The organism is uncultured Sphaerotilus sp. (assembly GCF_963924895.1).
Classification (GTDB): domain Bacteria; phylum Pseudomonadota; class Gammaproteobacteria; order Burkholderiales; family Burkholderiaceae_C; genus Sphaerotilus.
Genome location: NZ_CAWURG010000015.1, coordinates 76357 through 91386 on the forward strand (window position 1 = coordinate 76357; position 15030 = coordinate 91386).

The 15030-nt window shown below is 68.9% G+C and carries 11 protein-coding genes and 1 tRNA gene; 8 read left to right on the top strand and 4 right to left on the bottom strand.

What is annotated here, in order from left to right; all coding sequences use genetic code 11:
• Positions 1-8: 8 nt before the first annotated feature.
• Positions 9-1166, bottom strand: a complete 1158-nt coding sequence (locus tag AABN02_RS06395) for a cell division protein FtsZ (RefSeq protein WP_338414088.1) — start codon at positions 1164-1166, stop codon at positions 9-11.
• A 46-nt stretch (positions 1167-1212) separates the two neighbouring features.
• A complete protein-coding gene (smc, locus tag AABN02_RS06400) occupies positions 1213-4728 on the bottom strand; it encodes a chromosome segregation protein SMC (protein ID WP_338414089.1) in 3516 nt (1171 codons plus the stop codon).
• A gap of 148 nt (positions 4729-4876) precedes the next feature.
• Between smc and AABN02_RS06405 the strand changes: the two genes are divergently transcribed.
• The 8 genes from AABN02_RS06405 (at position 4877) to prmB (ending at position 13252) form a co-directional block, all read left to right on the top strand.
• Positions 4877-6103, top strand: coding sequence for an MFS transporter (locus AABN02_RS06405; RefSeq protein ID WP_338414090.1), 1227 nt, complete (start codon positions 4877-4879; stop codon positions 6101-6103).
• Between the two features lie 14 nt (positions 6104-6117).
• A complete protein-coding gene (locus AABN02_RS06410) occupies positions 6118-7257 on the top strand; it encodes an acyltransferase family protein (RefSeq protein ID WP_338414091.1) in 1140 nt (379 codons plus the stop codon).
• Positions 7258-7282: 25 nt separating this feature from the next.
• Positions 7283-7573 carry a nucleotidyltransferase family protein gene (locus AABN02_RS06415; protein ID WP_338414092.1) on the top strand — a complete coding sequence of 97 codons (291 nt, stop codon included), beginning with the start codon at positions 7283-7285 and terminating at the stop codon, positions 7571-7573.
• 142 nt (positions 7574-7715) lie between these two features.
• A complete protein-coding gene (dapC, locus tag AABN02_RS06420; RefSeq protein ID WP_338414093.1) occupies positions 7716-8945 on the top strand; it encodes a succinyldiaminopimelate transaminase in 1230 nt (409 codons plus the stop codon).
• Positions 8946-9001: 56 nt separating this feature from the next.
• Positions 9002-9832 (top strand): 2,3,4,5-tetrahydropyridine-2,6-dicarboxylate N-succinyltransferase, encoded by an 831-nt coding sequence (dapD, locus tag AABN02_RS06425; protein ID WP_338414094.1) that lies wholly within the window; start codon positions 9002-9004, stop codon positions 9830-9832.
• 29 nt (positions 9833-9861) lie between these two features.
• Positions 9862-11139, top strand: coding sequence for a PilT/PilU family type 4a pilus ATPase (locus AABN02_RS06430; RefSeq protein WP_338414095.1), 1278 nt, complete (start codon positions 9862-9864; stop codon positions 11137-11139).
• A 44-nt stretch (positions 11140-11183) separates the two neighbouring features.
• Positions 11184-12332 carry a succinyl-diaminopimelate desuccinylase gene (gene dapE / locus AABN02_RS06435; RefSeq protein WP_338414096.1) on the top strand — a complete coding sequence of 383 codons (1149 nt, stop codon included), beginning with the start codon at positions 11184-11186 and terminating at the stop codon, positions 12330-12332.
• 11 nt (positions 12333-12343) lie between these two features.
• Positions 12344-13252: a 50S ribosomal protein L3 N(5)-glutamine methyltransferase gene (gene prmB, locus AABN02_RS06440; protein WP_338414191.1), complete on the top strand. Its 909-nt coding sequence runs from the start codon at positions 12344-12346 to the stop codon at positions 13250-13252.
• 22 nt (positions 13253-13274) lie between these two features.
• Here the strand turns inward: prmB and AABN02_RS06445 are convergent.
• Both AABN02_RS06445 and dacB read right to left on the bottom strand, forming a co-directional pair.
• Positions 13275-13348 (bottom strand) — tRNA-Gly (locus AABN02_RS06445).
• 26 nt (positions 13349-13374) lie between these two features.
• Complete coding sequence (gene dacB, locus AABN02_RS06450) at positions 13375-14883, bottom strand: D-alanyl-D-alanine carboxypeptidase/D-alanyl-D-alanine-endopeptidase (protein WP_338414097.1); 1509 nt, start codon at positions 14881-14883, stop codon at positions 13375-13377.
• Between the last annotated feature and the right edge of the window lie 147 nt (positions 14884-15030).

Consider the following 15030-nt stretch of genomic DNA (forward strand, 5'->3'; position numbering starts at 1 on the left):
GCCGTCGCCTAGCTGAACAGGCGCCGCGCCGCGGGCGAGCCTGCCGCCAGCTCGTATTCCGCCAGCTTGGCGTACAGGCCGTCCAGATCCTCGCGGATCAGCGTGAACGCACCCGCATTGAGAGGACTGCCTTCATCGTCGTTGACATCGGCATCCAGCGCGATGGCCAGCGCCTGTCCGGAGGCACACCAGGCGTTGAAGGGCTGCTCGGCCTGCGGCGTCTGCGGCACGTCGAACACCAGCGACATCTCGGACACCCAGGACTGGTCGGGATCTTCGGCCAGCGCGGCCTGGGCATCGAACAGCAGCGCCAGCACCGGCGGCGCGTCCTCTTCCCGGCCCGGCAGGATGAGCTTGCCCGGCACCGGCCCGCTGACGAAGCCGTGGCGCGCCGCGTGCTGCTGGATCCAGCTCACCGGCCACTGGCCCTGGCGCGCGGTGAGCCGCATGGCAAGCTGCGCGTCGTGGTGCACGGCCACCCGGTCAAGCGCGCGCGCCCGGGCCACGACGTCCAGCATGTCCGGAAACTCGGCCTCGGCCGACAGCGGCTCGGCGAAGCGCTGGATGATCTGGACAAACTCCGAATACTCGATCTCGTTGACGGCGCCGAGCCGGTTGGCGAGCTGCAGCCCTGCGCGCAGTTCGCTGTAGGTCTGACCAGCGACGGGGGTTTCCCATTCGCCCGTCTGGCTGTTGCAGCCTTCGATCAGGAAGGGCTTGCCCCCGGCACGGCGGGACGGCGGCCAGTGCGCCAGCACGGTCTCGCCGGGCAGCGGCGGATCGGACAGCAGGCGGGCCACCGCGTCGATCAGCAGATCGATGCGGGGCACCGCGGCGGGCCGGCGCGCCAGCACATTCAGCGCCGCGGGCACATCCACCAGCCGCTGCTCAATGGCCTCGACGGGGGCGGCCAACGGCACGTCCTCCAGCGGGATCGGCTCGGTCGGCGCGTGGTCCGGATCGAAACTCGGCTCCTGGTGGACCGGCTGCACGGCGGCAGCCGCCGTGGCCGCGTCAGGCGCTCCGAGTGTTGCGGCATCGGCCGCGGAAGGCTTGGGAAGGCGTGGTTTGCCCCCGAGCTTTCGGGTCTGCCAAGCGCCATGCCCGACGACAGCGGCGAGCACCAGCCCTCCGACGATGGCCAACCATACTTGCAATGAATTCATCGGTCCCCGGGTTCCTGGTCATGGCCTGAACAGTGTGTCGTCCACCTCACGGTAGCTCAGCCAGTGAGACTGCCGCCTCCATGTCCACCGCGACGATCCGCGACACACCTTGTTCCTGCATTGTCACGCCGATCAATTGTTCGGCCATCTCCATTGCAATTTTGTTGTGCGAAATGAAAAGAAACTGCGTTCCAGACGACATTTGGCGGACCAGTCGGGCATATCGCTCGGTATTGGCATCGTCCAGTGGTGCATCCACCTCATCGAGCAGACAGAAGGGCGCCGGGTTGAGCAGGAAGATCGCGAACACCAGCGCGATCGCGGTGAGCGCCTTCTCGCCGCCGGAGAGCAGGTGGATGGTCGAATTCTTCTTGCCCGGCGGCTGGGCCATGACCTGCACGCCAGCGTCCAGGATCTCGTCGCCCGTCATCACCAGCCGGGCCTGACCGCCGCCGAACAGGCTCGGGAACATGCGTCCGAAGCCGTCGTTGACCTGGTCGAAGGTGGCCTTGAGCAGATCGCGGGTTTCCAGGTCGATCTTGTGGATCGCGGCTTCCAGCGTCTGCATGGCCTCGGTGAGATCGGCGACCTGCGCATCGAGAAACTGCCGCCGCTCGCGGGCAGCCCCCAGCTCGTCCAGCGCCGCCAGGTTGACGGCGCCCAGCGCGTTGATCTCGCGCTGGATGCGGTCGATCTCACCCTGCAGCCCGTGCAGGCGCACGCCGCCTTGCTCGATGCCGGCGGCCAGCGCGTCCAGATCCACGGCGGCGACCTGCAACTGCTCCAGGAACTGCGCGCCACCGAGCTGCGCGGCCTGGGCTTCCAACTGGAGCTTCGTGATCTCGTCGCGCAGGGGCTGCAGGCTGCGCTCGTGCGCAGCGCGCTGCTCGTCGGCGCGGCGCATCTGTTGCGAGAGTTCGTCCCAGGTCTGCCGGACGGTGGCCAGCGCCTGCTCGCGCTCGAGCCGCAAGGCCAGCGCTTCCTGCAGGCCGCCCTCCGCCGCTGCGTCGTCCAGGCCTGCCAGCTCGGCCGCGAGCTGCTCCAGCGCCCGCTCGTTGACGGTGAGCTGCTGCCCCGCCGTTTCCAGCCCGCGCTGCAACTCGCCGCGCCGCGCCAGCAGCGAGCGGGCGGCGAACTGCGACTCCTGCGCCGTGCGCTCCAGGCCGCGCAATTGCTCGCGCGCATCCGCCAGCCGCCGCTCGGCGCCGATCACGGCGTCTTCCAGCTCGGCGTGGCGCTCCTGCTCGGTGGCGAGCTGCAGGTCGAGTTCCTCGAAACGCGCCTCGCCCGTCATGCGGCGCTCTTCGAGTTCCTCGGTCTGGGCGTCGACCTCGGCGAGTTCTGCGTCCAACTGGTCGCGGCGGCGCGTCACCTGCTCGGCCTGCTGCGTCAGGCGCAGCACCTCGACCTGCAGCTGGTGCGCCCGCGTCTGGCTGTCGGCCGCGTCACGGCGTGCGCCAGCCAGCCGCTGCGCCGCGTCGGTGTAGGCAGCTTCGGCGCGGACCAGCGCGCTGCGGGCCTCGTCGGCCATCAGCGCCTGGGCGCGGACCTGGGTTTCGAGGTTCTCGATTTCCTGTGCGCGCGCCAGCAGCCCGGCCTGCTCCGAATCCGGCGCGTGGAAGCTCACCGCATAGGCGCTCACCGCATGGCCGGCCGGCGTCAGGATCAGCTCACCGTGGGTCAGGCGGCTGCGCAGCGCCAGCGCCTCCTCGACGTTGGCTGCCGTGTAGACGCCTTCGAGCCAGTCGTTGAGCAGCGCCACCAGCCCCGGATCACCGACGCGCAGCAGGTCGGTCAGCCGCGGCAGCGTGCGGTGGGTGTTGGTGAGGGCCTCGCTGGGCGGCGAGTAGAAGGCCAGCTTGGCCGGCGGCGGATCGAGGTCGAAGCCGCGCACCGTCTCGATGCGCCCGACTTCGAGCGCCTGCAGCCGCTCGCGCAGGGCCGACTCCAGCGCCGTCTCCCAGCCCGGCTCGATGTGGATGCGCCGCCACAGGCCTTGCAGCCCGTCCAGCCCGTGCCGCGCCAGCCAGGGCCGCAGCTTGCCCTCCGTCTGGACCTTCTCCTGCAGCGCGCGCAGTGCGTCGAGCCGCGCCGTCAGCGCCGACTGCCGGGCGGATTCGCTGTTCGCCGCACTCTGCTGGCCGCGCCGCTGCTCGTCGAGCGTCGGCACCAGTTCGGAGAGTTCGTGCAGGCGCGCATCGGCCAGTTCCTGCACCTCCTGAGCCCGGGCGAGCTGGGCGCGCAGGTCATCGAGGCGGTGGTCATCGGGTGTGCCGAGCTGGCGGCGTTCAGTGGACAGGCGCTCGCGGCGGCCCTGCAGCTCGCGGCCACGTTCGTCCAGATGGCGCGATTGCGCGGCGAGCAACTGGATCTGCTGCTGCACCTCGCTGGCGCGGGTGCGCTGCGTGGCGGCGCGCTGGCTGGCCTGGCGCAGCGTGTCTTCGACGGCGGGCAAGGCCATAGAACGCTCTTCGACCTGTGCGGCCAGGATCTCGCCCTGCTCCTCGGCCTCGGCGAGCTGCTCGGCCAGCGTCTCCAGCTCGGCCTCGGCGTGTTCGCGGCGCAGCGTCCATTGCTGCGTCTGCACGCCGATCTCGGCCTGGCGCTGCAGGCCGCGCTGGCGGGCATCGACGACATGGCGGATGCGCTCTTCCAGCCGGCTGACCTGCATCGAGGCCTCGGCCAGCGCGCCCTGGGCGGCGTGCAGTCCGTCGCTGGCGTCGTAGTGCGACTGGCGCAGCGACTCCTGTTCGGCCTCGACGTGGCGCAGCTCCGCGATGCGCAGCTCCAGCGCGTTCGTCGCCGCCAGCTCGGCCAGCCGGACGCGCTCGCGCTCGCTGGTGGCGTCGCGGTGCTTCAGGAACCAGAGCTGGTGCAGCTTGAGCGTGCCCGTGTCCTGCAGCGTCCGGTAGCGCAGCGCGACCTCGGCCTGCCCTTCGAGCTTGTCGAGGTTCGTCGTCAACTCGCGCAGGATGTCGTCCACGCGGGTCAGGTTCTCGCGGGTGTCCTTGAGGCGATTCTCGGTCTCGCGGCGGCGTTCCTTGTACTTGGACACGCCGGCCGCTTCCTCCAGGAACAGCCGCAGCTCTTCGGGGCGCGACTCGATGATCTTGCTGATCGTGCCCTGGCCGATGATGGCGTAGGCGCGCGGGCCCAGGCCGGTGCCGAGGAACACGTCCTGCACATCGCGACGGCGCACCGGCTGGTTGTTGATGTAGTAGGTGCTGGTGCCGTCGCGGGTCAGCACGCGCTTGACGGCGATCTCGGCGTACTGGTTCCAAGAGCCGCCCGCCCGGCCCGCGTCGTTGCTGAAGGCGAGTTCGACGCTGGAGCGGCTGGCGGGCTTGCGGTTGCCGGAGCCGTTGAAGATCACGTCCTGCATCGACTCGCCGCGCAGCTCGCTGGCCTTCGACTCGCCCAGCACCCAGCGCACGGCGTCCATGATGTTGGACTTGCCGCAGCCGTTGGGGCCGACGACGCCGACGAGCTGGCCAGGCAGCTGGAAATGCGTCGGATCGGCGAAGGACTTGAAGCCCGAGAGCTTGATCGAGTTCAGACGCATTGTTCAGGGGTGATGGCGATCTAAGCCTTTGATTCCAATGAGGATTTCTTGAAAATACACCGCACCGGGCGGCGGCGATGATAGCACCGCCCCCACGCCAGCCTGCCAACTTGGGCACACTGTCCGGCTTACCCTACCCGAGGCCTGGATGCCAGACGCCCCTGCCCTGACCCCGCGCCGCGAACGTGCCATGCTGCTGACCCTGGCGGCGGTCCAGTTCGTCCACATCGTCGATTTCATGGTCATGATGCCGCTCGGCCCGCAACTGACGCGCCTGTTCGGCATCAGCGACGCGCAGTTCGGCCTGCTGATTTCCGCCTACACGCTGGCCGGCGGTGCCTCCGGACTGGCGGCCACGACCTACATCGACCGCTTCGAGCGCCGCCGCCTGCTGCTGATCCTGTTCGCCGGGCTGGCGGTGGCGACGCTGGCCTGCGGGCTGGCACCGACGTTCACGACGCTGATGGCCGCGCGCGTGGCGGCCGGTCTGTTCGGCGGGGTGCTCGGGGCGCTGGTGCAGACCATCGTGGCCGACACCATTCCGTTCGAGCGACGCGGTGCGGCGATGGGCATCGTGATGTCGGCGTTCTCGATGGCGACGGTCGCAGGGGTGCCCGCGTCGCTGTGGCTGGCGAGCCTGTACGGCTGGCACGCGCCGTTCGTGGCGATCGCGAGCGTCTCGGTGCTGGTCTGGGCGCTCGCGCTGCGCCAGGTGCCGACGCTGACCAGCCACCTCGGCCCGAAGCAGACCGCCGAAGGCACGCTGCACCACCTGCGCGCCGTGCTGGCCGAGCGCAACCACTGGCGCGCCTTCGGGCTGTCGATGCTGATGATGGCGAGCAGCTTCGCGATGATTCCCTACATCACCATCTTCACCACCACCAACCTCGGCCTGACCGCGCAGCAGGTGCCGCTGATCTACCTCGTCGGCGGCGTGGCGACGCTGTTCACCGCGCGGCTGTGGGGCCGGCTGGCCGACCAGTGGGGCAAGGTGCCGACCTTCCGGCTGATCGCGCTGCTGGCGCTGGTGCCGATCCTGACGCTGCCGCGGCTGGCGGGGGTGTCGCTGGTGGGCGTGCTGGTGGTGACGACGCTGTTCTTCGTGCTGGTGTCGGGCCGCATGGTGCCGGGCATGGCGCTGATCACCTCTGCCGTCGAGCCGCGCCGGCGCGGGGCGTTCATGAGCCTGAACAACGCGCTGCAGTCGGCGGCGATGGGCGTGGCCTCGCTGGTCGGCGGGCTGATGATCTCGCGCGATGCGCAGGGGCTGGTGCAGGGGTATGAGCGCACGGGGTGGCTGGCGCTGGGCTGCACGGTGGCGATGGTGGGGCTGGTGGGGCGGCTGCGGGTGGTGTCGGGCAACCGGCCAACTTGAGAACCCGTGGCGCCATGGAGCACCAAGCGCCCCACCGACGCCTGTACTTCCTGGACTGGCTACGCATCGGTGCTTTCGGACTGCTGGTGCTCTACCACGTCGGGATGTACTACGTCCCTTGGCCGTTCCATGTCAAAAGCCCGCACCCGGTGGCCGGGCTGGAGCCCTGGATGCGGCTGGCCGAGCCGTGGCGGATGAGCCTGATCTTCCTCGTCTCGGGTGCCGCGACGGCGAACCTGCTGCGTGGCGGCTCACCCGAGCGGTGGTTGCGCCGACGGACGCGGTTCCTGCTGCTGCCGCTGCTGACGGGTGTGGTGCTGATCGTGCCGCCGCAGACCTACTTCGAAGTGGTGCAAAAGTTCGGCTATCACGACGGCTTCGTCGCCTTTCTCGGGCGGTACTTCTCTGTCCTGTCGAACGGCCGGGATTTCTGCGAAGGGGTGGGAGCCGAAGCCAGGTGCCTGGTGATGCCGACGTGGAACCACCTGTGGTTTCTGCCTTACCTGTGGTGCTACACGGTCGTGCTGTACGGGGCGGTCCGCTGGTTCCCGGCCGCGACCCGCACCCTCGCCACCACGCTGACACGCGGGCTGCAAGGCGCGGGCTTGTTCGTGCTGCCGACGCTGTGGCTGGTGCTGTGCCGAGGTGAGCTGCAGCCGCGATATCCGCAGACCCACGCGCTCTGGGGTGACCTGTACGCCCACGCGATGTACGGGTTCGCATTCGGGATGGGTGCGCTGCTGATGCGGATGGAGGGCGCCTGGTCCCGGTTGGCGGCTGCGCGTCGCGTTGCACTGGTCGTGGCAGCGCTGGCGTGGGCCGGGCTTGCCTTGACACCCGTGCCACGGTCGCTCGGCCCCGGGCTGACCGCTCTCTTCCAATGGTCGGCCATCGCGGCCCTGCTGGGTCTGGCGGTCGCACACTTCGACCGCGACGCTCGCGTTCGACCGATGCTCACCGAAGCGGTCTTTCCGGTGTACCTCGTGCATCAGACGGTGATGATCGTGTTCAGTCAGGTACTGCTCGGCTGGTCGCTGCCAGTGGGGGTGGAGGCGCTGGTCCTGCTGAGCGCCACGGGCGGGATCAGCTTCGGCGTCTACCGGTTGGTGCGGCGACAGAGGTTCTTGCGGCAGTGGTTAGGGCTGCGAGGCTAAACTGAGCCATCACCTTGCTGCTGCCATGCAACGCGACGCCACCCTCACCCTGCTGCGCCAGTGCAAACCGGACCTCGCCACGCGCTTCGGCGTGACCGGGCTGGCGCTGTTCGGCTCCACGGTCCGCGACACAGCACGACCGGACAGTGACATCGACATCCTCGTGGAATTTGACGGACCGGCGACGGCAGCGCGTTACTTCGGAGTGCAGTTCTATCTGGAAGACTTGCTGGAGTCGCCGGTGGATCTGGTCACCGACAAGGCACTGCGGGCGGAGTTGCGGCCGTTTGTGGAGCGGGAGGCCGTGCGTGTCTGATGCAATGGAACACAGACGCCATGTCATGCCCGTGAAGACGGGCACCCATGCGTCAAGATGAAATTGGTTGACTGATGTGGACCCTCGCTTTCGCGAGGGTGACGGGCATTGACGCGCAAGCCATGCCCGATAATCCCGCCCCATGAACCCGCTGCTCTCGCGCCTCCAGCCCTACCCCTTCGAGCGGCTGCGCGCCCTCGTCAAGGATGTCCGCCCGAACCCGGACTTCACCCCGATCAGCCTCGGCATCGGCGAGCCCAAGCACCCGACGCCCGAGTTCCTGAAACTCGCGCTGACCTCGTCGCTCGACGGGCTGGCCGCGTACCCGGCGACCGCCGGCCTGCCCGCGCTGCGCAAGTCGTGCGCAGGGTGGGTGCAGCGCCGCTACGGCGTGGCGCTGGACGCCGACACGCAGATCCTGCCGGTCAACGGCTCGCGCGAGGCGCTGTTCTCGCTGGCGCAGACCGTCATCGACCCGACCCGCGACGCGGCAACCGGCGGCCCGGTCGTCGTCTGCCCGAACCCGTTCTATCAAATCTATGAAGGCGCGGCCTACCTCTCCGGCGCCACGCCCGTCTTCGCCAACAGCGACCCGGCGCGCAACTTCGCCGCCGACTGGTCGCAGATCGACGAGGCCACCTGGGCGCGCACGCAGCTGCTCTACGTCTGCTCGCCCGGCAACCCGACGGGTGCGGTGGTGCCGCTGGAAGAATGGGCCGAGCTGTTCGCGCTGTCCGACCAACACGGCTTCGTGATCGCCTCGGACGAGTGCTACTCCGAGATCTACTTCCGCGACGAGGCCCCGCTCGGCGCACTCGAAGCCGCCCAGCAGCTCGGCCGCGACGACTTCCAGCGCCTGATCGTGCTGACCAGCCTGTCCAAGCGCTCGAATGTGCCGGGCCTGCGCTCGGGCTTCGTGGCTGGGGACGCGCAGATCCTGAAGTCCTTCCTGCTCTACCGCACCTACCACGGCAGCGCCATGAGCACGACCGTGCAGCAGGCCAGCATCACCGCCTGGGACGACGAGGCGCATGTGGTCGAGAACCGCGCGCTGTACCGCCAAAAGTTCGCGCAGGTCACGCCCGTGCTGGCCGAGGTGATGGACGTGGCCCTGCCCGATGCCAGCTTCTACCTGTGGGCCAAGGTGCCCGAGTCCGTCTTCGGCGGCAGCGACACCGCGTTCACGCGGGAGCTGTTGGCTCAATACAATGTCGCGGTGCTGCCCGGCAGCTACCTGGCGCGCGAGGCGCACGGCGTGAACCCCGGCGCCGGCCGCGTGCGCATGGCGCTGGTGGCCGGGGTCGAGGAATGCCTCGAAGCCGCCCGCCGCATCGCCGACTTCGTGCGCGCCAACAGCCACCGCGCCGCCTGAACCCCCTGCGCCCCACCGAATTCCAACCGAATTCCAACCGAATCCGAGAACCCGCCATGTCCGACCTCAGCCAACTCCAGAACGTCATCGAAGCCGCCTGGGAAGACCGCGCCAACCTGTCCATCGCTTCGGCGCCAGCGGAAGTGCGTGACGCCGTCAACCACGTCATCGACGCCCTGGACACCGGCAAGCTGCGCGTGGCCGAGCGCCAGGGCGTGGGCCAGTGGCACGTCAACCAGTGGGCCAAGAAGGCCGTGCTGCTGAGCTTCCGCCTGAACGACAACGTGCCCATGGCCGCCGGCGACCTGAACTTCTTCGACAAGGTGCCGACCAAGTTCGCCGGCATGAGCGAAGCGCAGCTGCGTGCCACTGGCGTGCGCGTGGTACCGCCGGCTGTGGCGCGCCGCGGCAGCTTCATCGCCAAGGGCGCAATCCTGATGCCGTCCTACGTCAACATCGGCGCCTATGTCGATGAAGGCACGATGGTCGACACCTGGGCCGCCGTTGGTTCCTGCGCGCAGATCGGCAAGAACGTGCACCTCTCGGGCGGCGTCGGCATCGGCGGCGTGCTGGAGCCGATGCAGGCCAACCCGACCATCATCGAGGACAACTGCTTCATCGGCGCCCGCTCCGAAGTGGTCGAAGGCGTGATCGTCGAGGAGAACTCGGTGCTGTCGATGGGTGTCTACATCGGCCAGAGCACCAAGATCTATGACCGCGCCACCGGCGAAGTCACCTACGGCCGCATCCCGTCCGGCTCGGTCGTCGTCAGCGGCAACCTGCCGAGCGCCGACGGCAAGTACAGCCTGTACTGCGCCGTGATCGTCAAGCGCGTCGACGCGCAGACCCGCGCCAAGACCAGCATCAACGATCTGCTGCGCGGCTGAACGCCAACACAAGAACATCCGGGGGAACGATGAGCACCAAGAACATGGAACGCATCCTGCGGCTGATGGCCGAGAAGCGGGCGTCCGACGTCTTCCTCTCGGCCAACATGCCGGTGCTCATCAAGATCCACGGCCAGATCCTGCAGCTGACGCAGGAGCCGCTGGCGCCCAACCAGCCGCGCATGCTGCTGGGCGAGGTGATCACGGCAGCGCAGATGGAAGAGCTGCAGGAGACCGGCGAGCTGAACATGGGCGTCCACATCAGCGGCGTGGGCACCTTCCGACTCTCGGGCTTCAAGCAGCGCGACTCCGTCGCTGCCGTCTTCCGCTTCATGCCGACCGAGATTCCGGCGCTGGATTCGCTCAACCTGCCGGAGCTGCTGAACACGCTCTGTCTGGCCAAGCGCGGGCTGGTGCTGATGGTCGGCGCCACCGGCACGGGCAAGAGCACGACGCTGGCCTCGATGATCCAGAACCGCAACAAGCAGGTGGCGGGGCACATCCTGACCATCGAGGATCCGATCGAGTTCCTGTTCACCAACTACAAGTCGGTGGTGAACCAGCGCGAGGTCGGCCGCGACGTGCAGTCGCTGCAGATCGGCCTGAAGAACGCGATGCGGCAGGCGCCGGACTGCATCTTCATCGGCGAGATCCGCGACCGCGAGACGATGAGCGCGGCGCTGTCCTATGCGCTGTCGGGCCACCTCGTGCTCTCGACCATGCACGCCAACAACAGCCACCACGCGCTGAGCCGCATCCTGTCGTTCTACACGCCCGAGTCGCGGCCAGCGCTGCTGTCGGACCTGGCGGCGGGCCTGAAGGCGGTCGTCTCGCAGCGCCTGCTGCGTTCGACCCAGGGCGGACGGGTGCCGGCGGTCGAGGTGCTGCTGAACACGCAGTTTGTCTCCGAGCTGATCGAGCAGGGCAACTTCTCCGGCATCAAGGAAGCGATGGACCGCCTGATGGCCGAGGGCTCGCAGACCTTCGAGCAGGACATCGCCCGGCTCGTCACCGAAAACCTCGTCACCCGCGACGAGGGCATCAGCCACGCCGACTCGCCGACCAACCTGCTCTGGCGCCTGCAGAACGACATGGCCAGCAGCAAGCGCCAGCAGGAAGAGGAGAAGGAGGCCGAGCCGGGGCCGTCCTTCACGGAAATCACGCTCGATGTCGTGTCGGGCAACAACCCGAATGCGCGGGGCAGTTTCTCGCCGGCCCCCGCACCGATGTCCACCGACATGGCGTCGCCCATGCCCCCGAGTTCAGCCGCCATCAAACCGCTGCCCTTCCTGTCCAAGAAGCGCTGACACGCGCCGGACGCTGAACAGCCGCCCGCGCGGCCGTCCCCGACATGCACCTGCCTACCCTCGCCCTGGTCGAGCAACTCCTGGCCCGCCCTTCCCTCACCCCGGACGATGCGGGTTGTCAGGCCCTGATCGCGGATCGCCTGCGCCCGCTGGGCTTCGACTGCGTCGACCTGCCCTTCGGTCCGGACGATTTCCGGGTCAGCAACCTGTGGGCGATCCGCCGCGGCGTGTCCGAAGGCCCGACGCTGGTCCTGGCCGGCCACACCGACGTGGTGCCGACCGGCCCGCTCGACCAGTGGACCTCGGACCCCTTCGTGCCCACGCACCGCGACGGCCGCCTCTACGGCCGCGGCAGCGCCGACATGAAGACCTCGCTGGCGGCGATGGTCGTGGCGGTGGAGGAATTCGTCGCCGCGCACCCGGACCACCGCGGCGCCATCGCCTTCCTGCTCACCAGCGACGAGGAAGGTCCGGCCCACAGCGGCACCGTCAAGGTCTGCGAGTGGCTGGTCGAACGTGGGGAGCGGCTGGATGCCTGCATCGTGGGCGAGCCGACCTCCGTGCGCAGCGTCGGCGACATGGTGAAGAACGGCCGGCGCGGCTCGATGTCGGGCCGGCTGACGGTGCGCGGCGTGCAGGGCCACATCGCCTATCCGCAGCTGGCGAAGAACCCGATCCATCTCGCGGCTCCGGCACTCGCCGAGCTGTGCGCGATCGAGTGGGACCGCGGCAACGACCACTTCCCGCCGACGAGCTGGCAGATGTCCAACGTCCACGCGGGCACGGGCGCGACCAACGTCATTCCCGGCACGATGGTGGTGGACTTCAATTTCCGCTTCTCGACCGAATCGACCCCGGAAGGCCTGCAGCAGCGGGTCCGGGAGGTGCTGGACCGCCATGGTCTGGACTACCAGATCGACTGGAGCCTGAGCGGGCGCCCCTTCCTGACGCGCCCCGGTCCGCTGGTCGACGCGCTGGCGGGTGCCATCCGCGCGGTGACCGGGCTGGAGACCGCGCTGTCGACGACGGGCGGCACCTCGGACGGCCGTTTCATCGCGCAGATCTGCCCGCAGGTGGTCGAGTTCGGTCCCGTCAACGCCACGATCCACCAGATCGACGAACACTGCGCGCTGGCCGCCCTCGGCCCGCTCAAGGACATCTACCGCCGCACGCTGGAGGCGATGCTCGCATGACCCCGATCCCCATGAACACCCCGCCGGCCACCACCGTCCTCGCGCTGGCCGAGGCCATGGGCGAACGGCTGACCCAGGCGGGCGTCGGTTTCGGCCACGGCACCACCAACGCCTTCGACGAGGCGGTCTGGCTGACGCTGTGGAAGCTGGGATTGCCGCTGGACGAGCTGGATGCCGTGGCCGCGTCGCCCGTCACACCCGCCCGGCAGGCGGAGGTGGAGGCCGTGGTCGATCAGCGCATCGCCACCCGCAAACCCGCCGCCTACCTGACCCGTGAGGCGTGGCTGCAGGGCGTGCCGTTCTACGTCGATGAGCGGGTGATCGTGCCGCGTTCCTTCATCGCCGAATTGCTGGCGGATCCGGAACTCGGCGAAGCGCTGGACGCCTGGCTGTCGGTCGACACCGACCGCGTGCTCGATCTCTGCACCGGCAATGGCAGCCTCGCGGTGCTGGCGGCGATGGCCTATCCACAGGTGCAGGTGGACGCCGCCGACCTGTCCACCGACGCCCTCGACGTGGCACGCATCAATGTGCGCCGGCACGGGCTGTCCGAGCGCATCACGCTGGTCGAGAGCGACGGACTGGCCGCGCTGACCGGCCCCTATGACCTGATCCTGTGCAATCCGCCGTACGTGAATGCGGCCTCGATGGCGCAGTTGCCCGCCGAATACCGCGCCGAGCCGGAACTCGCGCTGGCAGGTGGCACCGACGGGATGGACTTCGTGCGCCAGCTCCTGCTCGACGCGCCGGCCCGGATGCAGCCGCACGCCGTGCTGGTGCTGGAGATCGGCAACGAGCGCGCCTACTTCGAAGCGGCGTTTCCGATGCTGGAAGTGGTCTGGCTGGAGACGAGTGCTGGGGAGGACCAGGTGCTGCTGGTCACGCGCGAGGCCTTGCTGGCGTTGCAGCAGGGAGATTGAGCGCTTGGGCTTGGGCTTGATCTGGAGCGGGTGAAGGGAATCGAACCCTCGTATGAAGCTTGGGAAGCTGCCGTTCTACCATTGAACTACACCCGCGCGCTGCCAGAAACTGCAGACCGAGATTATGCCAGACGCGCCGCCCATTCGACGCAAGCATCGAGTGCAGGCGTGGCCGCTGCCACATTCTCCGCGTGGTTGGCGAGCAGGCACACACCCAGCATGCGCCCGCTGCGGGTCCGCACATAGCCGGCCAGACCGCGGGTGTCGAGCAGGGTGCCGGTCTTCAGCCAGGCCTGCCCTTCTGCGGTGCCACCGCGCAGACGGCCCTCGAGCGTGCCATCGACGCCCGCGATGGGCAGGGACTTCAGCAGCAGCTTGCCCTGCGGGCCACGCGCGGCGCGGCTCAGCAGATGGACCATCGCCTGCGGCGTCGCCTTCTCCAGGCGGGACAGGCCCGAGCCGGTGTCCAGTCCGACCATCTCGCGGCGCACGCCCTTGCGGGTCAGCCACTCCCGCACGCGGGCTTGCGCGGCGTCGGCCGTGGCGGGACGGTTCGGGAAATCGGGCGCCAGGCTGAGCATGAGGTGGCGCGCGACCAGGTTGTCGCTGCGCTTGTTCATCTCGATCAGCTGCCGCGACAACGGGTCCGACAGGTGCTCGGCAAACGGTGCCGCAGCCTGGGCATCGGCCAGCTGCCACGGCACCGGCGAGGACGCGGAGTGCTCGATCACCCGCCCGCGCAGCACGCCACCGGCCTGCAGCCACAGCCCTTCGATGGCGCGCAGCCCCAGATCGCGCATGCTGACGGGCGAAAATCTGATCTGCTGTGCGCCGCAGCGGGGCGACCACTGTCCGTTGATCTGCAACTGCGGCTGCGGCGAGCCCTCGACATCGCGGTAGACGGCGTTCGCCACGCAGGCACCGCCGCGCCCCAGCGCGTTGATCAGCTTGACGTCGTGCAGGGCCGGGGTGACCTGGATGTTGGCCCGGCCGCCGCCGTCCGACTGCACGGCCACGCGCACCACGCCCGCATCCAGCGCCAGCGCATCGGGGCGCACATGGTGCGGACGGTCGGGCGACGGCTCCGGCGTGGAACTCAGGTCCTGCGGGCGCAGGCGGAAGGCGTCGCGGTTGAGGATGATGTCGCCCCAGACCTCCTGCAGACCCTGTGCACGCAGTTCCTGGAACCAGGCCAGCAGGTCCTGCGACGTCAGGCTGGCGTCGCCGCCACCGCGGATGACCAGATCACCCAGCAAGCGCCCGTTGGTGAGCGGACCACTCAGATACGCGCGGGTGCGCCAGCGGTAGGCCGGGCCGAGCAGGTCGAGCGCCGCCATCGAGGTGATCAGCTTGGAGGTCGACGCGAGCACGAAGGGCCGTGCAGCCTGCCAGGACAGGACCGCGGCCTCCCCGTCCAGCGCCTGCACGTGCAGGCCGAAGCCGTCCAGCGACAGGCCGGTTTCAATCAGCCGATCCTTCAGCACTGCGGGCAGCGCCTCGACCGGCTCGGCCAGTGGTACCGGCGGTGCGGCGGGGGCTGCCCGTCGGGCACGGGCCTGGAGCGGACCGGTGGTCAAGCCCGTCGACGCGGCCACGGCGAGGGCCAGCCACTGGCGCCGGGACGGATGCACGGGCGAATCGGAGGCCCTCACGGTTGATGCAGAATCACTCATGCGCCGAGCCTAGGCGCGCATCGCCCAGGTGCATAGGCAAAATAGCCTGAACTAGCCCCTTCAATCCCGTGACCATCGGTTTCAGGGATTTCTTTCTGAAATATT

Coding starts and splice junctions, on each gene's coding strand:
- AABN02_RS06415 (WP_338414092.1), top strand. CDS start 7,283: ATGCAACGCGACGCCACCCTCACCCTGCTGCGCCAGTGCAAACCGGAC.
- AABN02_RS06410 (WP_338414091.1), top strand. CDS start 6,118: ATGGAGCACCAAGCGCCCCACCGACGCCTGTACTTCCTGGACTGGCTA.
- smc (WP_338414089.1), bottom strand. CDS start 4,728: ATGCGTCTGAACTCGATCAAGCTCTCGGGCTTCAAGTCCTTCGCCGAT.
- dapE (WP_338414096.1), top strand. CDS start 11,184: ATGCACCTGCCTACCCTCGCCCTGGTCGAGCAACTCCTGGCCCGCCCT.
- AABN02_RS06430 (WP_338414095.1), top strand. CDS start 9,862: ATGAGCACCAAGAACATGGAACGCATCCTGCGGCTGATGGCCGAGAAG.
- prmB (WP_338414191.1), top strand. CDS start 12,344: ATGAACACCCCGCCGGCCACCACCGTCCTCGCGCTGGCCGAGGCCATG.
- AABN02_RS06405 (WP_338414090.1), top strand. CDS start 4,877: ATGCCAGACGCCCCTGCCCTGACCCCGCGCCGCGAACGTGCCATGCTG.
- dapC (WP_338414093.1), top strand. CDS start 7,716: ATGAACCCGCTGCTCTCGCGCCTCCAGCCCTACCCCTTCGAGCGGCTG.
- AABN02_RS06395 (WP_338414088.1), bottom strand. CDS start 1,166: ATGAATTCATTGCAAGTATGGTTGGCCATCGTCGGAGGGCTGGTGCTC.
- dapD (WP_338414094.1), top strand. CDS start 9,002: ATGTCCGACCTCAGCCAACTCCAGAACGTCATCGAAGCCGCCTGGGAA.